General features: G+C 59.1%; 26 protein-coding genes. 24 read left to right on the plus strand and 2 right to left on the minus strand.

What is annotated here, in order from left to right; all coding sequences use genetic code 11:
* Positions 1-163: 163 nt before the first annotated feature.
* From E5Z01_RS17025 to E5Z01_RS17050, 6 genes are all read left to right on the plus strand, one after another.
* Positions 164-694, plus strand: a complete 531-nt coding sequence (locus E5Z01_RS17025; RefSeq protein WP_135230449.1) for a hypothetical protein — start codon at positions 164-166, stop codon at positions 692-694.
* A 44-nt stretch (positions 695-738) separates the two neighbouring features.
* On the plus strand, positions 739-993 hold the full coding sequence (locus E5Z01_RS17030) for a hypothetical protein (RefSeq protein WP_135230450.1): 255 nt from the start codon (positions 739-741) through the stop codon (positions 991-993).
* Between the two features lie 270 nt (positions 994-1,263).
* Complete coding sequence (locus tag E5Z01_RS17035; protein ID WP_135230451.1) at positions 1,264-1,476, plus strand: hypothetical protein; 213 nt, start codon at positions 1,264-1,266, stop codon at positions 1,474-1,476.
* 115 nt (positions 1,477-1,591) lie between these two features.
* Positions 1,592-2,584, plus strand: a complete 993-nt coding sequence (locus tag E5Z01_RS17040; RefSeq protein ID WP_135230452.1) for a DNA cytosine methyltransferase — start codon at positions 1,592-1,594, stop codon at positions 2,582-2,584.
* 741 nt (positions 2,585-3,325) lie between these two features.
* Positions 3,326-4,390: an IS4 family transposase gene (locus E5Z01_RS17045; RefSeq protein WP_135230453.1), complete on the plus strand. Its 1,065-nt coding sequence runs from the start codon at positions 3,326-3,328 to the stop codon at positions 4,388-4,390.
* A gap of 63 nt (positions 4,391-4,453) precedes the next feature.
* Positions 4,454-4,678: a hypothetical protein gene (locus E5Z01_RS17050; protein ID WP_135230454.1), complete on the plus strand. Its 225-nt coding sequence runs from the start codon at positions 4,454-4,456 to the stop codon at positions 4,676-4,678.
* Between the two features lie 640 nt (positions 4,679-5,318).
* Here the strand turns inward: E5Z01_RS17050 and E5Z01_RS17055 are convergent.
* Positions 5,319-6,419, minus strand: a complete 1,101-nt coding sequence (locus E5Z01_RS17055) for an IS4 family transposase (RefSeq protein ID WP_420810860.1) — start codon at positions 6,417-6,419, stop codon at positions 5,319-5,321.
* Between the two features lie 324 nt (positions 6,420-6,743).
* Between E5Z01_RS17055 and E5Z01_RS17065 the strand changes: the two genes are divergently transcribed.
* The 15 genes from E5Z01_RS17065 (at position 6,744) to E5Z01_RS17130 (ending at position 17,588) form a co-directional block, all read left to right on the plus strand.
* On the plus strand, positions 6,744-8,489 hold the full coding sequence (locus E5Z01_RS17065) for a GGDEF domain-containing protein (protein WP_135230456.1): 1,746 nt from the start codon (positions 6,744-6,746) through the stop codon (positions 8,487-8,489).
* 39 nt (positions 8,490-8,528) lie between these two features.
* Positions 8,529-9,587 carry an IS4 family transposase gene (locus E5Z01_RS17070; RefSeq protein WP_135230457.1) on the plus strand — a complete coding sequence of 353 codons (1,059 nt, stop codon included), beginning with the start codon at positions 8,529-8,531 and terminating at the stop codon, positions 9,585-9,587.
* Between the two features lie 313 nt (positions 9,588-9,900).
* Positions 9,901-10,227 carry a hypothetical protein gene (locus E5Z01_RS17075; RefSeq protein WP_135230458.1) on the plus strand — a complete coding sequence of 109 codons (327 nt, stop codon included), beginning with the start codon at positions 9,901-9,903 and terminating at the stop codon, positions 10,225-10,227.
* Between the two features lie 107 nt (positions 10,228-10,334).
* Positions 10,335-10,862 carry a hypothetical protein gene (locus tag E5Z01_RS17080; protein WP_135230459.1) on the plus strand — a complete coding sequence of 176 codons (528 nt, stop codon included), beginning with the start codon at positions 10,335-10,337 and terminating at the stop codon, positions 10,860-10,862.
* A 104-nt stretch (positions 10,863-10,966) separates the two neighbouring features.
* Positions 10,967-11,533 carry a transcriptional regulator gene (locus E5Z01_RS17085; RefSeq protein WP_167757983.1) on the plus strand — a complete coding sequence of 189 codons (567 nt, stop codon included), beginning with the start codon at positions 10,967-10,969 and terminating at the stop codon, positions 11,531-11,533.
* Between the two features lie 300 nt (positions 11,534-11,833).
* On the plus strand, positions 11,834-12,235 hold the full coding sequence (locus E5Z01_RS17090) for a hypothetical protein (RefSeq protein ID WP_135230461.1): 402 nt from the start codon (positions 11,834-11,836) through the stop codon (positions 12,233-12,235).
* Between the two features lie 271 nt (positions 12,236-12,506).
* Positions 12,507-13,418, plus strand: a complete 912-nt coding sequence (locus tag E5Z01_RS17095; RefSeq protein ID WP_167757984.1) for a tyrosine-type recombinase/integrase — start codon at positions 12,507-12,509, stop codon at positions 13,416-13,418.
* 385 nt (positions 13,419-13,803) lie between these two features.
* Positions 13,804-14,394, plus strand: coding sequence for a ParA family protein (locus tag E5Z01_RS17100; RefSeq protein ID WP_135230463.1), 591 nt, complete (start codon positions 13,804-13,806; stop codon positions 14,392-14,394).
* Positions 14,391-14,699 (plus strand): hypothetical protein, encoded by a 309-nt coding sequence (locus E5Z01_RS17105; RefSeq protein ID WP_135230464.1) that lies wholly within the window; start codon positions 14,391-14,393, stop codon positions 14,697-14,699. Before E5Z01_RS17100 ends, E5Z01_RS17105 begins: the two co-directional genes overlap by 4 nt.
* Before the next feature lie 19 nt (positions 14,700-14,718).
* A complete protein-coding gene (locus E5Z01_RS17110) occupies positions 14,719-15,678 on the plus strand; it encodes a bifunctional DNA primase/polymerase (protein ID WP_167757985.1) in 960 nt (319 codons plus the stop codon).
* The gene (locus E5Z01_RS17115; protein WP_135230466.1) at positions 15,675-16,049 is read left to right on the plus strand and encodes a hypothetical protein; all 375 of its coding nucleotides are present in this window, start codon (positions 15,675-15,677) and stop codon (positions 16,047-16,049) included. The genes E5Z01_RS17110 and E5Z01_RS17115 overlap by 4 nt, the downstream gene beginning before the upstream one ends.
* Positions 16,046-16,345, plus strand: a complete 300-nt coding sequence (locus E5Z01_RS17120; RefSeq protein ID WP_135230467.1) for a hypothetical protein — start codon at positions 16,046-16,048, stop codon at positions 16,343-16,345. The genes E5Z01_RS17115 and E5Z01_RS17120 overlap by 4 nt, the downstream gene beginning before the upstream one ends.
* The gene (locus E5Z01_RS17125) at positions 16,345-16,983 is read left to right on the plus strand and encodes an ATPase (RefSeq protein WP_135230468.1); all 639 of its coding nucleotides are present in this window, start codon (positions 16,345-16,347) and stop codon (positions 16,981-16,983) included. The genes E5Z01_RS17120 and E5Z01_RS17125 overlap by 1 nt, the downstream gene beginning before the upstream one ends.
* Before the next feature lie 9 nt (positions 16,984-16,992).
* The gene (locus tag E5Z01_RS19645; RefSeq protein WP_167757986.1) at positions 16,993-17,154 is read left to right on the plus strand and encodes a hypothetical protein; all 162 of its coding nucleotides are present in this window, start codon (positions 16,993-16,995) and stop codon (positions 17,152-17,154) included.
* The gene (locus E5Z01_RS17130; protein WP_135230469.1) at positions 17,151-17,588 is read left to right on the plus strand and encodes a hypothetical protein; all 438 of its coding nucleotides are present in this window, start codon (positions 17,151-17,153) and stop codon (positions 17,586-17,588) included. The genes E5Z01_RS19645 and E5Z01_RS17130 overlap by 4 nt, the downstream gene beginning before the upstream one ends.
* Positions 17,589-17,663: 75 nt before the next feature.
* Here E5Z01_RS17130 and E5Z01_RS17135 read toward each other — a convergent pair whose 3' ends face one another.
* The gene (locus E5Z01_RS17135; protein ID WP_135230470.1) at positions 17,664-18,125 is read right to left on the minus strand and encodes a hypothetical protein; all 462 of its coding nucleotides are present in this window, start codon (positions 18,123-18,125) and stop codon (positions 17,664-17,666) included.
* Between E5Z01_RS17135 and E5Z01_RS20095 the strand changes: the two genes are divergently transcribed.
* The 3 genes from E5Z01_RS20095 to E5Z01_RS19650 are packed head-to-tail and all read left to right on the plus strand — an operon-like array spanning position 18,115 to position 22,099.
* A complete protein-coding gene (locus E5Z01_RS20095; protein WP_135230471.1) occupies positions 18,115-20,964 on the plus strand; it encodes a class I SAM-dependent DNA methyltransferase in 2,850 nt (949 codons plus the stop codon). The genes E5Z01_RS17135 and E5Z01_RS20095 overlap by 11 nt on opposite strands.
* Before the next feature lie 9 nt (positions 20,965-20,973).
* Entirely contained in the window at positions 20,974-21,903 is a 930-nt protein-coding gene (locus E5Z01_RS17145) for a hypothetical protein (RefSeq protein ID WP_135230472.1), read from the plus strand.
* Between the two features lie 37 nt (positions 21,904-21,940).
* Positions 21,941-22,099 carry a hypothetical protein gene (locus tag E5Z01_RS19650; RefSeq protein ID WP_167757987.1) on the plus strand — a complete coding sequence of 53 codons (159 nt, stop codon included), beginning with the start codon at positions 21,941-21,943 and terminating at the stop codon, positions 22,097-22,099.
* Positions 22,100-22,747 lie beyond the last annotated feature (648 nt).

The following is a 22,747-nucleotide window of genomic DNA, read 5'->3' on the forward strand; positions in this document are numbered from 1 at the left end:
CGACCATCCGAGGCCCAGCGACCAGCAACGCCGACGAGGAAAAGCCGTGTAACACGGCTTAAAACCATGAAGGCCCGCGTAACCTTCCCATGCTCAACTGTTGACAAATTGCGGAAAAAGGCTTAAACTGTAATTACCTCAGAGAGAGGAAAGGAGCGTAAAAATGACCACCCAGACCGCAGAAACCCGCCCCCCTTATGCCCTCAGTGCCAACATTACACAGGTGAAGTTTGCCCTCAGTAGCAACCCCGCCGCCGCCTGTGCCTTTCGCACCCTGTCGAGTCATTTTGTAACCGACGTGCTGGAAAGCGCCACAGCAAACTTTATGGCCCAGGCGGGAGAGTGCCAAGCCCACGCCAAAGCCGCGCAGCACGCCGAGGACGCCGCGCACGCCCTCATTACGGGCCTGATGCTCAGCTTTATTCCCAACTGGGATAAGTACAAGGCCAGCGAAGCCGCCACCGATTACAACCGCCCGTACTTTGACCGTAAAGCCATGTTCTACGGTAACAGCAGCGAAACTAAGCGCATTTATCTGAGCTTGCAAGGGGTGGACACTTACACCGCCAAGACTGCCCCCAGCCGCGTACTTATCAGTCATGCAGGCATGACCCTCTATCTGTTCAGCGAAGCCGACGCCCGTATTTTCACCGAGCGCACCGGGCAACCCCTCAAGCCTTACCACACCATCTAAAGCGGGTCAGGGGGGCCAGCCCCCCCACCCTCAAGGAGAAAAAGATGCTTTACAGCGGAGATGATTTTTACGACGACGACGTTACCAGCGGCCCGCAGCGCCGGAACGACCTAGAGGAGCTGCACGAGCGGGAAATCAATTTCGATGAGGCCGCAGCCGAAGCTCGCGCCCCGCTCATTGTGGAGAGCGCCAGCATGTACGACGACGGCCCAGAGCCGGACGGCGACGAAGGTTTAGACCTTCCAGACCCCTTAGACAACCTGACCGACGAGGAGCTTGCCAAACTGATGACAGAGTAAGCCCCGGTATCCAGTCAGACCCCCGCCAGGACGCGACCAGTCGCGTCCCTTTCCTCTCTCTATGAAAAAGCGCCCCCACGAGTGCGGCCACCGACTTTATCAAGTCGGTTTTTTGTTGTCATGGCTCACCAGCAACGCCGACGAGGAAAAGCCGTGTGGCACGGCTTAAAACCATGAAGGCCCGCGTAACTTTCCCATGCTCAATTGTTGACAAATTGCGGAAAAAGGCTTAAACTGTAATTACCTCAGAGAGAGGAAAGGAGCGTAAAAATGACCACCCAGACGAGAGAACCCGCTTACATCACCCACCCACGCGGCAGCCGGGTACACCATCGCCTGACGAACCGCACCGGGACTGTTATCAGCCACAGGGAGTTTGACAACTTTCTGATGATTTCTTGGGAAAACCCCGCCCAGAACGACAAATACTGTACCGCTTACAGCCCCAGCGAGTTTGAAATTATCCGCAAAGGGGGGCAGTGAATCATGGCCCTCACGCTCCAGCAGGAGCTTTACCGCGCCCCAGCCGCCGCCCGGTACTGAACCGCCCGCCGCGCCCACGACCAGGGCGCGGCCACCCCACCACCGAGGAAAAGCCATGCGAACAAAAAACGTCACTGTCCAGCAGCCCCTTTTAATCACCAGCGCCCCCGCCCAGGCCCAGGCCCAGGCAGGCGCGGCCACCGCAATTGACCTCTTTGCAGGTGCAGGCGGATTCAGCGAAGGCGCAGCACTCGCGGGCGTTGAGGTCATTTGGGCAGCTAACCATAACCCGCTAGCGGTTCAGTGGCACGGACAGAACCACGCCCAGGCCGTGCATAGTTGTCAGGACTTACAACAGGCGAATTTCTACGACGTGCCTAAGGCCGACATTATTCTGGCGTCTCCCTGTTGCCAGGGCCACAGCAAAGCACGCGGCAAAGACCGCCCGCACCACGACAACCAGCGATCAACCGCTTGGGCCGTGGTATCCGCCGCCGAAGCCATGCAGAGTGAATGTCTGGTCATTGAGAACGTGCCGGAGTTCACCGACTGGATCCTGTACCCAGCTTGGGCCGACGCCTTGAAGCGGTTGGGGTACAGCATCAGCGTGAACGTGCTGGACGCCGCCGACTTTGGCGTACCCCAGCACCGCACGCGGGTTTTTATTGTCGGAACCCGCAGCGCCGCGCCCCTTACTCTCAAGCTGGAGAAGAAAGAGCATGTGGCCGTCAATACCGTGCTGGAATGGGATAGTTACGACTGGAACCCGGTCAACAAGCCAGGGCGGGCCGAGAACAGCCTCAAGCGCATTGAAAACGGGCGAAAAGTGTACGGAGAGCGGTTTGTGGCCCCGTTCTACGGCTCAGGCTCAGGCACGACAGGGCGCAGCATCGAGCGGCCCATTGGCACGCTGACCACCAAAGACCGTTGGAGCCTCATCAAAGGCGACCAAATGCGAATGGTGCAGATTCCCGAAGCAAAGCGAATCATGGGTTTCCGCGACAGCTACCAGCTTCCGGCCAGCCACACCGCCGCCATGCAGATGTTAGGCAATGCGGTATGCCCGCCCGTTCCCGCCGCCATATTGCAAGGCGTGTTAAAAGCCTGACCCACAATCCCCAGCCGTTCCAGCCGTCGCCCGATATCGGGCGACGGCGAGTTTTTGTCAGGCGACATTCTTAGTTCCCCAGTGGCTTATTCAGGAGGGGGAAGTCTCCCCCTGAGAAAAACGCAAAAGGCGCAAACATCCTGAGCGCGACCTTCCTCACGTCAGGCCGCAGGATGTGTGCAAAGCGTTTTTCTACCCCCTCTTGGTCTTGGGAAGCACCGAGCGGCGACGTGCAGGGGGGGCAGTGGTAGGGGCCAGCCCAGACGATTTTCAAGGGGAGGCCAGGTCTACCGCTTGCAGCGGGCCACTTGTCCCCCGGCAAGAAGCGCCGGGAGATGTTGCCGCAGGCCACTTCACGCCGCTGACGCGGCTGTATAAGGAGCGGCCAGAGGCCGCGCCGCACCGCCCCCGGCCCGGAGGCCGTCAGGGGGCCGCGCCCGTCGTCGGCCTAGAGGCGGCTCGTCGTCCTAGCCGAGCGCGACCAACACCACCAGAAGGCGCGGCCAGAGGGCCGCACGGCCACCAGAACAGACCCAACCCCCCCCGCCCCTTCCCCTGGAAGGGGAGCTTTCCCCCCCCGCCCCCAAAGGGGTAGCAGGGAAAGCGCAGGGCCGCAAAAAAGCGCGGCTCAGACGCTTTCCCGCTGTCCAGGGTGAAAAAGCACATGGGCTGAACGCCCTGACCACTCTTCAAAACGGGTAGGGAGCAGCAGAAAGCCGGCTCCTGTACGGTGTTTCTGCGATGAAAACCCCCGGGAGCCGACCCCCTCACGATACCTTGCAGACCGCCCTGCGGTCTGCCTTTCCTCTTGATGCCCGCCGCCTGGCGGTCTTCACGGCCCTGGTCCTGGCGGTCATCCAGGCACGCACGGTCGTCCTGTACAGCCTCAAAACCCACGTGGCGTTGCCAGGGTCGCTCACGGCCCGCTACCAGCGCCTGATCCGCTTTGTGCAGTTTTCCTTTCCAGACGGTCTGTTTCCCCGCTTTGCGCTGTCGTTCCTCCCGGATGGCCCCGTGGATCTCATCCTGGATCGGACGAACTGGAGACTCGGGCAGCAGGACGTGAACATCCTGCTCCTCTCCGCCGTGTGGAACGGGTTCAGCCTGCCCTTGATGTGGACCCTGCTCCCACACGGTGGGGCCAGTGATTCCCGGACTCGGGAATCACTCGTAAAGCGCTTCCTGACGCTCTGCCCGGGTCGGCCGATCCGGTGCCTCCTCGCAGACCGCGAGTTCATTGGGCGGCACTGGTTCCGTTTCCTCGAAGAACACGGCATTGCGCCGTGTATTCGACTTCCGGCACGCGCCACCATCGGTGCGCATCGTCTGCCCGTCTGGGCGGTGTTCAAGAACCTCCAGGTCGGTGAAGTCAGGGTCTGGCGCCGCCAGACCCTGATCTACGGCGTTTCACTTCGGGTGGCCGCGACGAAGAACGCCGCCGGGGAGACGCTGTACCTCGCGTACCGGGGGCACGTGGGACCGAACTTGCGCCGGTACGCCCAGCGCTGGCAGGCGGAGAACCTGCATGCCGCCCTGAAGACCAGGGGCTTCAACCTGGAGGACACGGGCCTGACCCGCGCGGAGCGGGTGTCCACCCTGTTGACGGTGGTCAGCGTGGCCTTCATCTGGGCCTGCCTCACGGGGGAACTACTGGCCGCGCGTATCAAGGTCAAGATCAAAAGCCACGGACACCGTGCGGTGTCCGTATTCCGACTCGGTCTGGACCATCTCCAGGATCTCCTGCTCCACCCGTCCCCGTCGTCCTGGCGCACCTTGTTGACCCTCATGCCACGTTTTGAAGAGTAGTCAGGTTTCCTACCCAAAGAATTGGGGTACGGACCGCAGACCCTGGCCGGTCTTTATAGCTGGATGAGCGACGCTGCGCATGGAGGCACGCGCCTCCTCCAGCAGCTGGCACAGGACAATCCAGATGTTCAACGGTTCATGCGGGCCAGCCTGAACTTCGTCGCGGCCTCCTTGGCCCTGCTTCTGCAGAGGCTTGCAGAGCAGAAACCGGAGGTGCAGGCCTTCCTGACTTCCAACCTGGAGGTGCAGCACGCGGTCAGCCTCCAAGCCCACAGCGCTCTGAAGTGACCGCTTACGGCCACGGCAAGGTCCTGCTCAGGTGTCGTGATTCCAGCACCCATTTGACCCGTTGCTAAGCCATGCACCTATTGAGAACAGCACGAGTGGGGATCCGCCCGGGGCTGTCGGCCGGTGCTGTGAAGTGCAGTCCCGGATCGGCTCAAGGTCTCGATCCGCCTCGACTTACGCCGAACTCAATTGGGATGCAGCAGGGCATACGGACAAGCCCGGGGAAGCACGCTGGGCGGAAGGACGACCCGGTCCCCGGTTGCCCCGTCCAAGCGTCCCTCGCGGACAATGGGACGCCCGGCGTCGTCCTTCCGCCCTCGCTGGTCTGGTCAGACTGGCGCTCACCTCATGCGGGCGCAGGTGACGAGCGCGTCTTCTCCCTAATGGACGTCAGCGTAGTGTTTCGCCTTTCGTCCAAAAGTCGCTGCAAATTTTGCATGGCATGAGAGTCATGCTGCAGGGACGTTAACTTGGTTTCCTGTTGTTGCCGCTCGACGGAGAGCTGTTCAATGCGGGCCTGCCACTCCTCCCTCTCCCGGTCATTCGACGGGAACACCTCCACAAAGGCATGCAAGGACAGCTCGGCGGCCCGCTGCGTGGCCAGGAAAATACTGGCACAGCCGATGAATCCCTGTGCTGCTCAGCACCTGACACTTCGGGAATTTGACGTGTGGGTGGTCGGGAAAGGCGTCCTGAGCAGCTCAAGGCAGACCCAGAAGGCCTCCCCGCCCCACCGTGCGGCCTGACCCAGCACCTGCCACCCGATGCGCACCTGGCTCACCACCGCCCGGCCTCGATTGTCCTGCCTTGCGGCGTGTTGCAACACGGTCTGCGCGCCCACCCGGGCCATCCACGCCAGCGCAAGGCATAGCAGACCGAATAACCGGGAAATCCGGTCAGGGGCGGTCATGTGCGTGGCTTCCAGGTTCAGCCCGCGGCCCTTCAACGACGAGAACGCGGACTCGATGCCCCAGCGGAGACGATAGGTCTTCAACACGTCCAGGATAGGCAAATCCGAGGCGACGATCACCCTGTCCCCTGCGGGGGACAGGGTGATGACCACGTGCATCCACCCGCCATACACCCAGGTCCGCTCGAAGAGCGTGCGGACTTCCCCGGGCTGGAGGGTCGTGAACAAGTCCCGGGCCAGGTCATCCAGGGCGCGGGTGTTCTCCCGGATGCGCAGACACTGCCGGATGCGTTTCCAGCGCAGGAATGAGCACCATTCCTGCCCGACGAACTCCCGGTCTGCGATGAGCACCGACCAGCGCCGGGCTGGAAGAACCTGGAGCAGCCGGGAGACCAGAAGGATGCGGGCCGCGGTGCTGCTGTTCCCTTGATGCGGGAGGATCGACCACACGAGGGGAATGACCGCGCCCCCGAGGATGGCGCCCAGGACCAGGATGTTCAGCGGTGTCTGACCATAGTGCCAGGTGGTGCGGTCCATGATCAGCGTCAACTTGCCGTCGGGGAGGAGAGGAAGCAGGACGTCCAAGACGTCCTGCGGGGTGAGCTGAGCGTCGTGGAAGACGCGGGCAACCGTGCGAGTCTTTGATTCCAGCGTCGCTTCCCTGGGCAGATGGAGCGCGATCTTACGGTGCAGGCTGGATTCGGCCTGGAGGAGCGCCAGGAGCACTTCCGCGAGCCGCCTCAGGGCATCGGTTCGTCGGTGAGGCAGGCAGCCTTTCAGGTGGGCGGCCAGCGTGTCAGCATGGAGGCGAGCAGGATTCTGGATCGTCACAGACCAAGATGCTGCCCTTTGTCATGCCGCACTGCGTCCAGGACGCCATTCATCGCAAAGTGTCAGGTGCTGAGACCTGCACCTGTTCAATGGACCCGACCACGACCACTGAAGGCCGCATCCCAGCATCCGGCTGCCGCTTGCAGGGCAGCCGAAATTCTTGTTGGGGCAGCCCGTCAATTCTCCCGGCGACGCAGGTCGCCGCCCAGGCGCGACGACGGTTCCGGAGGCTGGCACGGCAGTGCGGGCATGCGTTCAGGACGCTGTCAGACCCCCTGCACTACGCTGCGTCAAATTCCCGCTTCACCTGGAGGTAACTGTCCCATGCCATCCCCCTTCGCCGTGACCGCCGCATTGAGCGCGTGCGTGTCCCTGACGGACTTCCGTGCCCACCTGCACCAGGCGCTGAACGCTGACCCGGCCCTCCCGTTCACGGTGGCCGAGGTGGACAGCGTGATCCTCCGGCCGCTGGGCCGCCTGCCCACCGAGCTCTCCGCGGACGAAGCCGCGTTCCTGCAGGTGGTGAACGCCCTGTACGCGCATCTGGTGACCATGGACCGGCATGACCGCGTGAATGCCCTGGCCGGGCAGTTCGCGCGCCGGGATGAGGACCGTCCCTCCATGTCGGCCTTCTCAGACGAGGTGTGTCAGATCTTCGGGCTGCGCGGCCTGGCCGGCCTGGTCGTCACCAGCGGAGCGGTCCAGCGCATGACCCTGTGGGACGCCGGCACGCCCCACGTGCCGGCCTTTCATCCCGGGGATGTGCGGACCATCCGGGCGGGCACCCTGAGCGTCCAGCCGGACGGGGTGCTGCTGCCGCTGGGCGGGAAGTACCGGGCCCGCGCGGCCTTCTGGCTGGACGCCCCCAGCCGGGTGTGGGCAGAGGCAGACCTGGCGCTGCTGAGGCGCCTGGGGCACCAGCTGGGCCTGGAAGCGGAGCGGATGCAGGCGGTGCGGTACGCGCGGAGCCTCCAGACGCTGCACGGTGACCTCATCGGCGGGCAACCGGAGCAGGCGTACCAGCCGCTGCTGGAACGGGCGCTGGCGACGATTCCGGGGGCGGAGTGCGGGTCGCTGCTGATCCGGGAGGATGGAGGTTTCCGCTTCGCGGCGAGCGTGACCTTCGACGAGATGGAACTCCAGGGCGTGACGTTCACGATGGCCGACATGCGGGACACCTGGTACGGGCTGGGCGAGGAGGCCTGGAGCCGGGGCGTGCCGCGCATCATCGCCAAGGGCCTGCTGTCCGTGAAGGACACCGGCTACGACCTTCACGGGGTGCGCGTGGAGGACACCTTGCCGAGCGTCGAGACGCTCCAGGCGAACATCGGGGTGCCGATCCTGTACCAGGGCGAGGTGTACGGCTTCCTGAACGTGGACTCCATGACGGATCCCGAGGCGTTCGAGCAGGAATCAATCGTCCTGGCTGAATCGTTCGGGCGGCAGGCGGCCATGCTGCTGCACGAGGCCCACCTGCGGGCGCAGGTGCTGGCCGCGGCCCGCACGGACGTCCTGACGGGGTTGCAGAACCGCCGGGCATTCACCGAATCCCTCACGCGGGAGCTGGCCCGGGTGCGGCGGGCGGGGTCCACCCTGTCACTGCTGGTGGCGGACATCCGGGCGTTCAAGGCCGTGAACGACACCCACGGGCACCTGGTCGGCGACCAGGCACTGATGCAGGTGGGGGACGTCCTGCTGCGGGAGTTGAGGGTGAGTGACTCGGTCTCCCGGCCAGTCGGGCGGGGCTCGGAGCCTGAGGCATCCGGGCAGGAGCGGGCACCGACGCCGGCCCAGAGTGGTGCGCTGGAGGTGTTCCGGTGGGGTGGGGATGAGTTCGCGGTGCTGCTCCCGGACATAGACCTGGCGGGCGCGCGGGTGGTGCGGGACCGCCTGGCGGCGGCCATGCAGGGTACGGACGTGGCCGGCCGGCCCATCGAGTTGAACGTGGGCGTGGCCACCCTGAGCGCGGACGACGCGACGGGGGAGACGTTGCTGCGCGAGGCGGACAACGACATGTACCGCGACAAGAACCGGAGCCGGCGGCACCTGACTACTCTTCAAAACACGTAACGGGCAGCAGAAAGTCGGCTCCTGTACGGTATTTCTGCGATGAAATCCCGGAGCCGACCGCTTCACGATCCCTTGCAGACCGCCCTGCGGTCTGCCTTTCCGCTTGATGCCCGCCGCCTGGCGGTCTTCACGGCCCTGGTCCTGGCGGTCATCCAGGCACGCACGGTCGTGCTGTACACCCTGAAAACCCACGTGGCGTTGCCAGGGTCGCTCACGGCCCGCTACCAGCGCCTGGTCCGCTTTGTGCAGTTTTCCTTTCCAGACGGTTTGTTTCCCCGCTTTGCGCTGTCGTTCCTCCCGGATGGTCCCGTGGATCTCATCCTGGACCGGACGAACTGGAGACTCGGGCAGCAGGACGTGAACATCCTGCTGCTCTCCGCCGTGTGGAACGGATTCAGCCTGCCCTTGATGTGGACCCTGCTCCCACACGGTGGGGCCAGTGATTCCCGGGCCCGGGAATCACTCGTGGCGCGCTTCCTGACGCTGTGCCCGGACCAACCAGTCCGGTGCCTGCTCGCCGACCGAGAGTTCATTGGTCGGCACTGGTTTTGTTTCCTGGATCAACACGGCATTGCCCCCTGTATTCGACTCCCGGCACGCGCCACCATCGGCGCCCATCGTCTGCCCGTCTGGGCTGTCTTCAAGAACCTCCAGGTGGGTGAAATCAGGGTCTGGCGCCGCCAGACCCTGATCTACGGCGTCTCCCTGCGGGTGGCCGCGACGAAGAACGCCGCCGGGGAGACGCTGTACCTCGCATACCGGGGGCCCGTGGGACCGAACCTTCGACGATATGCGCAGCGCTGGCAGGCGGAAAACCTGCACGCCGCGCTCAAAACCAGGGGCTTCAACCTGGAGGACACGGGTCTGACCCGCGCGGAGCGGGTGTCCACCCTCTTGACGGTGGTCAGCGTGGCCTTCATCTGGTCGGCCGTGACCGGGGAACTGCTGGCGGCCCGGACAGCAGTACAGATCAAAAGTCACGGACACCGTGCGGTGTCCGTGTTCCGACTCGGCCTGGATCACCTCCAGGATCTCCTCCTGCACCCGTCCCCGTCGTCTTGGCGCACCCTGCTGACCCTCATGCCACGTTTTGAATAGTAGTCAGCTGAACGCCCCCAAACCCGGCGAACTGCGCCGGGTTGCGACTTTGGGCCGACCAGCGGCCCAGCTTGGGAGCAGCCCAACGGGGAAAGCAACCGCCGCGTGACGCGGCGACAGGACGACGCTGAACGCGCCGCCTGTAGTGGCGACCATCCGAGGCCCAGCGACCTGCAACGCCGACGAGGAAAAGCCGTGTAACACGGCTTACAACCACTAAGGCCCGCGTAACCTTCCCATGCTTAACTGTTGACAAATTGCGGAAAAAGTCTTAAACTGTAAGTACCTCAGAGAGAGGAAAGGAGCGTAAACCATGACCAATGCTTTAGTTGCCAACCGTTTTGAAACCCCTGAAAAAATGCGTGAACATCGGCGGCGTTTTGCTTCCTATCTGCGCCGGACTTATCGCGCCGCCCAAACGGGCCACCCCACACACTGCGCCCTACTCAAAACGCTGCTCAGTAGCTATGGGCGCGTCATGTACCCAAACCCAGACCGCCGCGCCGCATGTGAACGCTACGCCGCCATGCACCGCGAGCAGGCCCGCATAGCCAACGAGGAGGGCCAGGCAGTACACGCTCAAGCTGAACAGCGGGTAAGCGAGTTTTACGATCAGTTGGCCGCTGACGCAATTTTCTAACCCCCTCATCCACTTGCCAATGGGCAAGCACGCAGGCCACTACCTAGCAGGGGGCGCGGCTACCGCGCCCCCTCTTAAAACTCCACCCGCGCCAGGAGCGAAGAATCATGACCAAGTACCCCAAAACCCGCGACGAATACAAAGCCGCTATCTTGCACGACATTTACCGTCTGGTGCAGGCGCTAGAGCTGGACGACACCAGTCAGTACCCGGTAGGCATTGCACAAGGTATTCATCACAGCACCCGCGAGTTTTTCAATGCTGACCGCTGGAAACCGCGCCCGGTATTTGACAGTGCCACCGAGCGTATCCCCCTAGGGGAAGTAATGACTTTACGGGTGCAGCACTGGCAGCCAGCACCCGGCGACGATCAGGGCGACGAGCGGCCCGGTTATGTCTTTGTTACTGGACGGCTGGAAAAAATCAGCGGTGTGCCGTACAGCTACGACGACGGCGCATGTTTTCACATTATCCCGACTGGAAAACGCAACGCCCGCGAGCATACCTACCGGGTTGGATATGGCCGGAGCGTCAAGGTCTGGAAAGGCCGACTCACGGAGGCCCAGGCCAATGCACGCACGCCGTTCTATGAACACGGGCAACCCCCACGCCAACAGGAGGCGAAAACATCATGAATCAGAGTGAACGTGTAAAAATGATAAAAGCCTATCCCCGATGGATAGGCACATCCAGACCAGTTTCAGAGAGAGGTAAGTGGAAAGGAGCAGGTAGAGTATATATGAAAGCCAAGAGTTTGCGAGAATGGTGCAGAGAGAAGGGTCACAGTGTAGAGGACGTGGCCGAATACATGGGAGTGTCCGTTTCGAGGGCGCGTGATTGGTTTAACGGCAATGGCCGACCAATCTATACCCGCATAGTGAAGCTGGCCGACTGGCTGAATATCTCAACTGACCAGATAGATTGGGATTGGAAAGTCGAGGATATTTCTGAACTGCCCGCTATGCCGCGCAGCCCAGAATTTACGCCCACGAAGGAGAAATTGCTTGTTAGCCGTGAGCAGTATGAAGTCGCTAAAAAATGGCTGGCCGCAGGACGCAGCAAGACCGAAATTGCTGAGGCTATGGGCGTAAGTCGTTATACCTACTACAAAGCCGAGTTGCGGTTTGAAGCTGATGCTCCAGCTAAGGCTAAGGCACAGCAGAAGCGGAGAGAGGCAGCCGTCAAAGGCCGCGAAACCAAACAACTTGAAGCGCAAGCCGCCAAGCCCCTTACAAAGCCCAGCAGCAACAGGGCAGGGGCAAAGGCAGTCGAACCCCGCCGCAAGGCCACCAAAGCCGTCCAGTGAGCTTGTGGGTTTTACGAAGTTCCAAGATGTTTTACGAAGTCCCGTTCCAATCGGCAGTTGGCTGACCAGCCAACTGCCGCCCTTAATGCCCACCCAGTGAGGATTTTCCTCAAAAATCCTTTTGCCAGATAATTTCGTAAAACTTCAATTTTACGAAGTTCAGAAAACAATGTGGTATTCTGTCCATAACGGAGTAAAAAATGAGCGACCCAAGAAAGCCAGTTCTGCACGTCGAAGTCTTAGGCCAGCAGGTATGGGCCGGGACACCCGCTGCACCCGCCGCCCAACCGGAGGCGAACAGTGAAGCCATTTGAGATTAACCCTGTCTGGAAAGACCAGATTCCCGAGCGCAGCGCCCAGGTGCTAGAGAGGTACGTCAACTTTGGCGGCGACCTCAGCACCTTTTATGCCCGGTTGCTCAGTGGTGATGCGTTTGGGGCGGCGTGCAACGCCGACGCTGAAAACCTTGCTGCTATGGGCTTTTTACTGAACATGATTGGGCAGGACTTCCCCGGCGAGTGTTACGGCAGCTCGCAGGCCGTCAGCCAGTGGCGGGGGCTGATGCAGGGCCAGGAGCGCCCTTTCTCTGTGCCGGAAAGCTGGCAAGTCGTCGTCGAGGAATTGCGCCGAGAGGGAGCCAAGACGTATGAGCAGTGGCAGGAAGAACAGGAAAGCCAGTCAGCAAAAAGGGTGATGAACTGACCATGCCCCCCATCGTTGCTTTCGGCCTGTTGATTGTGATTGCAGGGTTTCTTAGTGCGAACTGGCTATTCCATGCTTTACCGCCCAGTCGTCCTCAATTGGTGAGTATTGGGGGGGCAGTGCTGTTCCTGTGGGTATACGGCGAAGTGCTAGGCAGACGAAATGCAAAGGCCGGAGAGCGATTCATTTTCGGCATATTTGTACCGCTGGGCCTACTGATTTTTGGCGTCTTTGGCGGAGTATTTTGGAGATGGTGGCGTTGACCCCCTTTATGCTGACTGATGTACTTGATGAATTTTCCAGCCACCTGAAACGCGAGGAAGGGCTGAGTTCAGCCACGATTGCCCAGTACCGCGCTGACTGTAACCGCCTTGCGACCTGGTTATCCCAGCAGCGCCCGAACATCAAACAATGGTCTGATGTAACCACCCGTGACCTACGCGCTTATATCAGTGACAATGCCCCGGAGCCTGCCCGTAACCGCCGCCTGCTTTCCAGTTGGCGCAAGCTGTGGGCGTATCTGAGGGATGTGGAGGGTGTGGAGATGTATCCCGGCCCAGCCGATATTAAGCGCGTGAAGTTGCCGAGCCGTCAGCCCAAGTATCTGACGCCCAGTGAAGTGAGCCGACTCATCGAAGTAGCGCCAGGAGTGAATGACGAGCAGCGGAGCCGGAACAGGGCCATGATTGGTTTTCTGTACGGCACAGGTTGCCGCATTGGTGAAGTATTGAAACTCAAACACGGTGACATTGAGTTTGATTCGTTCGGAACTCCTCAGAAAATACGGGTCATCGGTAAAGGGAACAAGGAGCGGAGTCTTTTCCTCTCCCCTACTGCCATTCGGGTGTTAGAGAGCTGGCTGAAAATCTGGGGGATGTTGCGTACCGACAATGGCGAGTACCTGTTTAGTCATTTTAATGGCGTCAGGCAAGGGAAGCCGCTGACCGCCCGCGCCGTCGAGCTGATAGTGAAGCAGGCCGGAGAAAATGCTGGGTTGCCTGCTGATAAATGCACTCCGCACAAGCTCAGGCACGCGCACGCCACAGCACTGGTCAGGGCGGGACGCAGGCTTGAGGAGGTGCAGGAGATTTTGGGCCACAACAGTATTTCCACGACTCGCATTTACGCTCACCTTGAACCTGAACGCCTCAAGGCCGCTGCCGACAGCTTGCCCGACATTTAACACCAGAACACTGAGACACCGAAGCACTAAGACGCAGAAACACCAAGATGCAGAAACACCAAGATGCAGAAACACCAAGATGCAGAAACACCAAAACACTGAGACACCGAAGCACCAAGACGCAAAAACACCAGAACACTAAGACGCAGAAACGCTAAGACGCAGAAACACCAAAACACTGAAACACCGAAGCACCAAGACGCAAAAACACCAGAACACTGAAACACCGAAGCACCGAAGCACCAAGACGCAGAAATACCGAAGCGCCAGAACACCAAAACACAAAAGCACTAAAACGCAGAAACACCAAAACACCAGACCACATAAACACCCGTACACCGTAACACCACTACACTAAAACACAGAATTGTGTTATAGTGTGGACATGAAAATGATTGCTTTGGTTTCAAAGAAAGGTGGTGTGGGGAAAACGCTGCTCAGCATGGGGATAGCCCAAAAGCTCTATGAGGCCGGGAAGCAGGTTGCCGTGATTGACCACGACCCGGAGGGAAGTGCAATGGGTTGGAGTTTCAACGCTCAGGAAAACGGCCAGAGCCTACCTTTTCCGGTGCTTGCCCCTGTTGACGTGGTAGCCGCTGCATCGAATGATTTTATTGTGGTGGACACCCCGCCCAATGACGTAGCGACCTTGCAGCAAGTCGTGACCCGTGCGGATTACATCGTGATTCCCGTGCTTCCCGGCGCGGGTGAAATAGACCGCTTGCAGGAAACGGTAGCCGCCGTTGCCACCGTGCAGGACAAACTGAGGGAGGGCGTGCAGATTGGGTTTGTGCTGAACCGAATGGAACACAATAACCTCGCCGCCGCCATGCCGGAGGTCATGAAGAACCTGAGCTATCCCGTTGTGGCCCAGGTGAATAAGAGCGTCGAGTATCAACGGGCTTTTGGAACACTGATTCCAGCGTCCCTTACTGTCCCGTTTTCCCAGGTTCTCAAGGAGTTTGACATTCTATGACCCCCAACAAAAAAGCCGAAGCGCCGGGCGAAGCAGGTAAGCCCACAACAGACCTCAACAAACTGCTTGGCAGCGCGAGGCGGGCGCAGGACGTTCCGCGCCCCCAGGTTGCCACGCCAGCGCCCGCGCAGCCAGCCCATACTTCCGAACAGGAACCCGAAAAGGAAATGGCGCGGCGAATCAACATCACCCTGAACGCGGCCATTCACCGCCGAATGAAAATCTTGTCGGCTGAACGGGGAACGAGGCTACAACCTCTTGTAGATGAAGTTCTCGAAGCCTATCTCAAGACGCAGGGCCGTTAAGCACCAGGAGCCGCAGACCATGACGAGGTACGCCCACGAACCCGAACAAATCTATGAAGCCGCGCTGTCATTGCTGCGGAAGGGTTTGAGCGTTATTCCAACGGGCGGCGGCATCAGCCAATGGGCCAAAGAACCCCACAAGCAAGCCCTGATTGCTTCTGGTCACACATCGATTGGGACGGACGGCAAAGCGCGGGCGAGTTGGAAACCCATGCAGACCCAGCGGCCCACCGAGGATGACCTGAAAATGTGGTACTTGCAGACGCGGGCCAGAGGCGTAGGCATGGTCACTGGGGAAATCAGCGGGCTTGTGGTCATTGACGTTGACCAAGAAGGCTTACCCCTGCTTGGTGTCCTGGGTTGGAAACCTCACGTCATTTCTCCCAGCGGAGGGGCGCACCTGTACGTCAGGCATCCTGGTTGGTACGTCCAGAGCAATGCCAGCAAAAATAAAAAGACACTGCCCCCAGGCTTTGATGTGCGCGGCGACGGCGGCTACATCATGCTTCCCCCCAGCCGTAACCGCAAAGGCCATTACCGCCGCACCGACCAGCGCAAGTTGCTGAGTATCAGCGACATTCCCGAAGTGGTAGAGGTGGATGGCCAGCAGCAGCAGTACCACTTGCGCGAGGCTTTGGGCCTGACACCACCAGCCCCCAAACCCCAGGTGCAGGAACGGGAGAGCTTTACCCCGTTCTACGCAGACGACGACCGTTGCCCCTTGCACGTCATTCTTGACCGCGCTGAGGACTACGCCCACGACAGCCGCAACAAAGGCGCTTTCATGTTCGGGCTTTGGGCCAACGCCAACGGCTACCGCCTAGACGAAGCCATGTACGCCGCTTTTGAGTACACCGACATGGTGCAGGGCGTGAAAACGACTCCCTTTACCGTCGAAGAAGCCCGCAAAGCCATTCAGAGCGCCTACACCTACCCCAAGAAAGACGCTTGGGTACGAAGGGAGGAAAGGAACCCATGACCGACCAGATGACCTTAGACGAGAAGTTAGAGCGGTTCTCCGTTCTGCGAGACACCATCGAAGGCTTACGCGCTGAGAAGGACGCACTAGGCGAGGAAATCAAAGAGGCCATGCTGAAAGGAGCCAAGCCGGAGTGTGATCTGTACCGCGCTGATTTGCGGGCCACACGCACCGCTCTTTACCCGGTTGACCGCTTCCGTGAAACCTACGGTGACGCGGCCACGTTTGAAGTCTCGAAAGTGGACAATAAACGGGTCAAGGAACTGGTGAGTGCAGGCGACCTTGACGGAGAAAAACTCAAAGACATTGTGACCTACCAGGTGCGCCACGCCCTGTATTTGGTGGCCAAGACTCAGGAGGAAGCGGTATGACCACGGCTAAAGACCCGATGATGGCCCCAGTTCAGAACCCCCACATCATGTACCGTTCCGATCCCTTGCCGAAGCAGATGCAAACCAGGTTGCGTGAACTGGGATACGCGCCCCACGTCACCGAACTGCTCATGAAGGGACTTCCCATCACCTATGACCGGAACGGGAAGCAGATTGTGGAGTACCCGGACGGGCGGCGTATCTGGGTTGAGTACGACAAAATCTATGATGAGAAGGGCGAATTTGAGCGGTATCAGTACAACATCATGGGCGAACTGGAACCTGCCGCCCGCTGATGCCGACCCTGACCGTCATTGCGGGTCAGAATGGCTCAGGGAAATCAACACTGGTCAAAGCCCAACGCCTGAAAACCATTGACCCCGACCAGATCACCAGAAGCTACGGTCAGGGCTACACCACCGCCGCCAATTTGCAGGCAGGCCGGGAAGCGGTACGGCAGCAGAATGAAGCGATCACCAACGGCCAGAGCTTCGGGATTGAAACCACGCTTTCAAGCAGGCAGCCGATTGTGAAGATGGAGGAGGCCCGTGAAGCTGGATACAAGGTCAAGCTGGCCTTTGTGATTCCAGAGAACGACAACACCCGGCTCCGCATTGACAACCGCGTGAACGAGGGCGGCCACAACATCTCTGATGTTGACCTTGAACGCCGGAGGCCGCGCATTGTCGAGAACTTGCCCCAGGCCATGAAGCAGGCCAATATGACGGCCCTGTACCTCTCCAACACTGAAACGCGGGATTTTCGGTTGGTAGGGGCGGCCTATAACGGCGAAGTCAAATTGACCCCGGAAGTCCCTGAGCATATCCAGGCCACGATTAAGCAGCACTTTGACGTGCAGCAAGTGGACAGCATCAGCCCCCATCACCCCATTACTCACCACTTTCAGCCGCATGTTCAACAGCGGGATTACTGAGGAGGAACGATGAATACCGAAACGAGCAAACCTACCCATCGTGACGAGCTGGACGGCGTGGAACTTTTGTTTCTGGCCGATATGCTCAGCCGCCAGCCCGACCAGCATGATTACGCCGAGCTGGAACAGAAGCTCAGACGGCTGTCTGAGCAGTACATCGAGGGGAAATGAAGTGGGCCGCGCTTTTGGGTCTTTTACTCACGGCGCAGGCACACGCCCAGGCCCAGAGTGCAGGTAACGCAGCGCCAGCTAAGCCCGTAATAACTGCCGAGCAGAAAGCGTTTGTGGACAGCAAAATCAAGCAGTTCACCGGGCGTCAGTGCGGCAGCGTGTATGACGACAGCTTTACGGTCTTGCCCCCTATTCAGTACGACGTTAAAACGGGCAGAACCATAACGCCCGCCAACGCCTTTGATGACTACTACCAGCACGCCATAAGCCACCTGCAAACCTTAAAGAGCAGTGATACCGACTACAAAAGTGGCAGAAGCGGCAGCAGCTATTGGTATCTGTTGACCGGGAAGGGCGTAACCACTTTCGTTTATAGCGAACTGAATCAGCGTGTACTTCGAGTGAGCGGTTGCCTTGTCCAACCCGCCAAGTGACCAAAAGCCATAGCGCCCTTGAGCAATTCAAGGGCGCTTTTTTTATGCCGTCCAGGTCAGATGTGACTTTCTGATTTACTGTTTCCCCATGACCAGCACGAACGCGGCCCCGGACTTGGTAAAGGTGCAGTCACCCTTATAGGAGGCGTTGGTGAATTTCCCAGTGCAGGAAAAAGCCAGTGCCTCATTGACGCCACTCACGGAAGTGTCCGTTTTCAGTGTGCTTTGAGCCACGTCACCAACAAGAGGATGATTCCCGCCGAACGTCGGCGTCGAGAGCGTACCCGTAAAACTTGTGGCTGAACTTAACTGTGTCAGATTCACCACCACCGCGCCGATGCCGCCGCCCCCGGTAGTTTGCAGGCTACCGTTCCAGCTACCTGTAACATTCACTGACTCAGGGGTTGAACCGCCACCACCACCGCCGCCACATGCAGTAAGAGCAAAAACCGTAACCGTGAGGGGAATTGTTTTTTTCACGAAGGCAGCATAAGGCACGCCCTTCGGCTTCATACTGAGGGTATCCATGTCCATCACGCCCGAAGCCTTTATCAAGAAATACAGCGACACCAAGCTCAACGAGCGGGGCGGCGCACAACTGCACTTCATAGACCTCTGTGAACTCTTGGATATTCCCAGACCGGACGGGAGCGAGACTTACCGCTTTGAGCAGCCTGTGCTGAAAGTCGCGGGTGGCAAGGGCTTCGCTGATGTGTTCTATGAGGGCAAGTTTGGCTGGGAGTACAAGGGCAAAGGGGCCGATCTCAAAAAAGCGTACCAGCAGCTTCTTTCCTACCGCGAGGACTTGGAAAATCCGCCCCTGCTCATCGTGTCGGACATGCAGAACATCGAACTGCACACCAATTTCACCGGGACACAGAAGCAGGTCATCAGATGGGAGTTGAACGACCTCAAGGACAGTGAACGCCGGAAGCAGTTGCGCCAGGTCTGGACGGAGCCGCAGGCGTTTAACCCTTCACACCGGATTGAGGAGGCGACGGTGGCCGCTGTCGCTGCACTGGGAAAAATCAGCAACGCACTTAAAGACCGCCAGGAGAACCCGGAAATGGTGGCGCATTTTCTGGTCAGGACGATGTTTACCCTTTTTGCCGAGGATGTGGAACTGATCCCCGCCGACACCTTTAAGCGGCTGCTGGAGGCTGCGAAGAAGCACCCGGAAGATTTTCAGGAGATGTGCCAGGAGCTTTTCGCCGCCATGAAGGTAGGGAAAAAGACCGTGATAGGGCGGATTCCTTACATTAACGGCGGTGTCTTTGAGGACACCAGCGCCCCGGCCCTGAACGCCGAGGAAGTGAACGAGCTTTACTACGCGGCGCGGCGGAACTGGAAACAGGTTGACCCGACCATCTTCGGCACGCTCTTTGAAACCGTCATTGACCCCGGTAAGCGGTGGCAGTTGGGAGCGCACTACACGCCTCTGGTGGACATTCTGGACGTGGTGGAGCCAGTCATTATGCGGCCACTGCGCGAGGAGTGGGAGGCACTGCGCCAGAGTCTTAAACCAATCTTGGCCGAGATAGAGCAGGCCAGGGCGCAGCACAGCGGGGGGCTATACGTCGAGGGCGGCTTAGGCCAGACCCAGCAGGACGAGGCGGTGAGCCTGCTTACCGCGTTTCAAGACCGACTGGCAAGGGTCAAAGTCCTTGACCCGGCAATGGGGTCAGGGAACTTTCTGTACGTCACCATGCGGCTTTTGCTGGATTTGGAGGCTGAGGTCAGGGAAACCATACGCACCATTACCCAGAATGTGCCGCCCGCGCCAAAAGTTGGCCCCCGGCAAATGTTAGGGATGGAGGTCAACCCCTACGCCCACGAAATCGCGGGCATGGTGCTGTGGATTGGCTATCTCCAATGGATGCGCGAACATCACGAGCCGTTCAAAGTCTCGCCCGTACTGGATAAATTGCCGGGACTCTTGCACCAAGACGCGGTTTACGACGAACAGAACCAGACCGTAAGGGACTGGCCCGCCGCCGAGTTCATTGTTGGCAACCCGCCTTTTGTGGGCAATACCAAGATGCGCCAGTCTTTAGGCAACGAGTACGCCGAGGGCATCAGGAAGGCATACACGGGGCGCGTGCCAGGGTTTGCCGACTTCGTGACCTACTGGTTTGAGAAGGCCCGCCAGAACATCGAGGAGGGCAAAACCAAGCGGGCCGGACTCATCAGCACCAACAGCGTCAGGGGCGGAGCCAATGCCGAGGTACTGAGCCGGATTCTGAACACCGGAGGAATCTTCCTGGCATGGCCTGACCGGGCATGGATTCAGGACGGCGCAGCCGTCAGGGTCAGCATTATTGGGTTTGACAATGGGAGCCAGCAGAAGCGGGCGATCTTGCAACACCAGGGCGACGAGACAGACCCGAAGAAGCGCACGACCAGGGAGCAGGCTGTGAGCGTCATTCGGGCCGACCTGACGAGCGGGGCCGACTTGCGGCAGGCGCAGCGGCTCAAGGAAAACGCCGGGAAATCGTTTGAAGGTGTGAAACCAGCCGGAAAGTTTGACCTGCCCGGTGAGGTGGCGCGGGAGTGGCTGGACATGCCCAACCCCAGCGGGGTCAGTAACCGCGACGTGCTGAAGCCTTATATCAGCGGTGATGACATTGTTGGAAAATCTTTAGACCGCTATACGATTGACTTTAACCAGATGCCATTAGAGGAGGCAGAGAAGTATCGCCGCCCTATGCAGTATGTTGTTGAAAACGTAAAGCCAGAGCGCGAAAAGAATAATGAGAAATCTACCCGTGAAAATTGGTGGAGGTATAAGCGCACAGTCCCAGCTTTACGAGCAGCTTTTCAATCGCTAGACCGCTTTGTTGGTACGTCCCGTGTCGGTAAACATAGAGTCTTTGTGTGGCTTCCCACGAGCGTTATTCCATCTGACCTAGTAACTGTCATTGCTTTAGATGACGATTACTCTTTTGGGATTCTGAACAGCGGGCCTCACACCACATGGGCCTTAAAGCAGGGAACGAGCTTAGGGCCGACCCCCCGTTATACGCCCTCAACCTGCTTTGAAACCTTCCCTTTCCCCCGGCCTACGCCAGAGCAAAAAGAAGCCATTGAGCAGGCCGCAAGGTATTTGGAGAACAGCCGGAACTTCCTGCACGAAAAAGACACGCCAGGGCGACCCACAGGGCATAAATTGGGCCTGACCGATATGTATAACCTCTTGGTGGAATACCGCGCCAGCAAGCAGGAAAAAGTATCTGGTTTGGCGGGCCTCGCAGATGCTCACGACATGCTGGATAAGGCCGTCGCCGCCGCTTATGGCTGGGCATGGCCGATGGACGAGGACGAGCTTTTAGGGAAGCTGCTGGAGTTGAACCTTAAGCGGGCCAGCGAAGAAAAGTAGAATAGCGGTATGACTGAAGATATGATTCATGCTGACCATATTGATGAGCCGGAGATAGACTATGTTATGATTCGTACTATTGAAGAAGTAGATGGAGATTATAGAAAGGAAATGGGCTGGAATCCGGTAAGAAAAATCAAGCCTGATGAGCGCGTTGTTAAATCTGTAATAGGACAATTGGTATCTAAAACTGGGAAGAATGCCAAAAAACCTGCTGGACGAGGCAAAGGAAAGCAGCCTTTCTATGCCAAGACAAGCGAGGGTGGAAAGAACATCTTGCTAGAGGGCATGGAGAGGATTTTCAGTAAGAGCGATAAGCTGATCTACCAGCCCCGTGAGAATAAGGTAGAAGCTCCAGAATTTACTTGCATTTGTAAATCTGTTCAGAAATCTAAGACGAAGTATCAACATTTTTTTGTATTTACTACATTACTTAGTGGTGATTTTTCAATATCTTTAGAACAAGAAAAAAATGCAATGGATATGCTGGCTAAAGCAGTTCTTGACTTTAAGCCAGACGCCGAGATTTACGCCATGAAGCTAGACCAGAAGGGTAGAAGTGGAAAGTTCTATGCTCATGTAGCACTTGGAACCCATAAAACATTCCGTCGTGAACTCTTGCCTCTCATGCGCCGTACCGCGTTTGACCTAGAGAGCTTTATCAGGCGTGAGCTTGGCATTGAGGATGCTGAGGCAAATGCGGACGAATCATCTGGTGACTGGCTAGAACGAGAAATGAACGCTGAGCGGAAAACGAGGTACGGAAAAGGCATAAGGACTGCTGCCATTGTCTCAGAGCCACAACTTAACCTTGGGGATTTGCTCCCTGACAGCGAACGACCAGAAGGGTTGCGACGGCTGAGCCAAAACGATGGTGAAGCGCCAATTCAAAGGCAAGACGGCACTTACTTCTTTGAATTATCTGATGGTAGCTTCTAAAACTCGTTTTACAGGTAAGCCCCCAGCGCCACCCCCAGTGCCGACGAGAGAGCGCACCAGGGCCAGCCCCGCCACAGCGACCACGGCGGTGGAGTTAATTACCGCCGAGCGGCTGATGCCCGACCCCAACGGCCCGGAGTTTGGCGGATTTACCCCGCCGTATTTTTACGATGAGTGGCGTATTTCGCTGTCCTGAACGGATTAAATTTAATTCCAGTTCAAGGCGAATGATGATTTAGGAGGGGGAAGTTTCCCCCTGAGAAAAACGCAAAAGGCGCAAACATCCTGAGCGCGACCTTCCTCACGTCAGGCCGCAGGATGTGTGCAAAGCGTTTTTCTACCCCCTCTTGATCTTGGGAAGCACCGAGCGGCGACGTGCAGGGGGGGCAGTGGTAGGGGCCAGCCCAGACGATTTTCAAGGGGAGGCCAGGTCTACCGCTTGCAGCGGGCCGTTTTACCCGGCGAACTGCGCCGGGTTGCTTGCCGCAGGCCACTTCACGCCGCTTGCGCGGCTGTATTCGGTAAGGAGCGGCCAGAGGCCGCGCAGCACCGCCCCCGGCCCGGAGGCCGTCAGGGGGCCGCGCCCGTCGTCGGCCACGAGGCGGCTCTTAGTCCTAGCCGAGCGCGACCAACACCACCAGAAGGCGCGGCCAGGGGCCGCACGGCCACCAGAACAGACCCAACCCCCCCGCCCCTTCCCTTGGAAGGGGAGCTTTCCCCCCCCCGCCCCCAAAGGGGTAGCAGGGAAAGCGCAGGGCCGCAAAAAAGCGCGGCTCAGACGCTTTCCCGCTGTCCAGGGTGAAAAAGCCTCAGAACGCTGTCAAACCTGAACGCCCCCGGCTGG

Origin of the sequence: Deinococcus fonticola, from assembly GCF_004634215.1 — a bacterium.
Lineage (GTDB): Bacteria > Deinococcota > Deinococci > Deinococcales > Deinococcaceae > Deinococcus > Deinococcus fonticola.

Excerpts from the sequence above, each read along its gene's own strand:
- E5Z01_RS17025 (WP_135230449.1), top strand. The coding sequence starts at position 164 with ATGACCACCCAGACCGCAGAAACCCGCCCCCCTTATGCCCTCAGTGCC.
- E5Z01_RS17030 (WP_135230450.1), top strand. The coding sequence starts at position 739 with ATGCTTTACAGCGGAGATGATTTTTACGACGACGACGTTACCAGCGGC.
- E5Z01_RS17035 (WP_135230451.1), top strand. The coding sequence starts at position 1,264 with ATGACCACCCAGACGAGAGAACCCGCTTACATCACCCACCCACGCGGC.
- E5Z01_RS17040 (WP_135230452.1), top strand. The coding sequence starts at position 1,592 with ATGCGAACAAAAAACGTCACTGTCCAGCAGCCCCTTTTAATCACCAGC.
- E5Z01_RS17045 (WP_135230453.1), top strand. The coding sequence starts at position 3,326 with ATGAAAACCCCCGGGAGCCGACCCCCTCACGATACCTTGCAGACCGCC.
- E5Z01_RS17050 (WP_135230454.1), top strand. The coding sequence starts at position 4,454 with ATGAGCGACGCTGCGCATGGAGGCACGCGCCTCCTCCAGCAGCTGGCA.
- E5Z01_RS17065 (WP_135230456.1), top strand. The coding sequence starts at position 6,744 with ATGCCATCCCCCTTCGCCGTGACCGCCGCATTGAGCGCGTGCGTGTCC.
- E5Z01_RS17070 (WP_135230457.1), top strand. The coding sequence starts at position 8,529 with ATGAAATCCCGGAGCCGACCGCTTCACGATCCCTTGCAGACCGCCCTG.
- E5Z01_RS17075 (WP_135230458.1), top strand. The coding sequence starts at position 9,901 with ATGACCAATGCTTTAGTTGCCAACCGTTTTGAAACCCCTGAAAAAATG.
- E5Z01_RS17080 (WP_135230459.1), top strand. The coding sequence starts at position 10,335 with ATGACCAAGTACCCCAAAACCCGCGACGAATACAAAGCCGCTATCTTG.
- E5Z01_RS17085 (WP_167757983.1), top strand. The coding sequence starts at position 10,967 with ATGAAAGCCAAGAGTTTGCGAGAATGGTGCAGAGAGAAGGGTCACAGT.
- E5Z01_RS17095 (WP_167757984.1), top strand. The coding sequence starts at position 12,507 with ATGCTGACTGATGTACTTGATGAATTTTCCAGCCACCTGAAACGCGAG.
- E5Z01_RS17100 (WP_135230463.1), top strand. The coding sequence starts at position 13,804 with ATGAAAATGATTGCTTTGGTTTCAAAGAAAGGTGGTGTGGGGAAAACG.
- E5Z01_RS17105 (WP_135230464.1), top strand. The coding sequence starts at position 14,391 with ATGACCCCCAACAAAAAAGCCGAAGCGCCGGGCGAAGCAGGTAAGCCC.
- E5Z01_RS17110 (WP_167757985.1), top strand. The coding sequence starts at position 14,719 with ATGACGAGGTACGCCCACGAACCCGAACAAATCTATGAAGCCGCGCTG.
- E5Z01_RS17115 (WP_135230466.1), top strand. The coding sequence starts at position 15,675 with ATGACCGACCAGATGACCTTAGACGAGAAGTTAGAGCGGTTCTCCGTT.
- E5Z01_RS17120 (WP_135230467.1), top strand. The coding sequence starts at position 16,046 with ATGACCACGGCTAAAGACCCGATGATGGCCCCAGTTCAGAACCCCCAC.
- E5Z01_RS17125 (WP_135230468.1), top strand. The coding sequence starts at position 16,345 with ATGCCGACCCTGACCGTCATTGCGGGTCAGAATGGCTCAGGGAAATCA.
- E5Z01_RS19645 (WP_167757986.1), top strand. The coding sequence starts at position 16,993 with ATGAATACCGAAACGAGCAAACCTACCCATCGTGACGAGCTGGACGGC.
- E5Z01_RS17130 (WP_135230469.1), top strand. The coding sequence starts at position 17,151 with ATGAAGTGGGCCGCGCTTTTGGGTCTTTTACTCACGGCGCAGGCACAC.
- E5Z01_RS20095 (WP_135230471.1), top strand. The coding sequence starts at position 18,115 with ATGTCCATCACGCCCGAAGCCTTTATCAAGAAATACAGCGACACCAAG.
- E5Z01_RS17145 (WP_135230472.1), top strand. The coding sequence starts at position 20,974 with ATGACTGAAGATATGATTCATGCTGACCATATTGATGAGCCGGAGATA.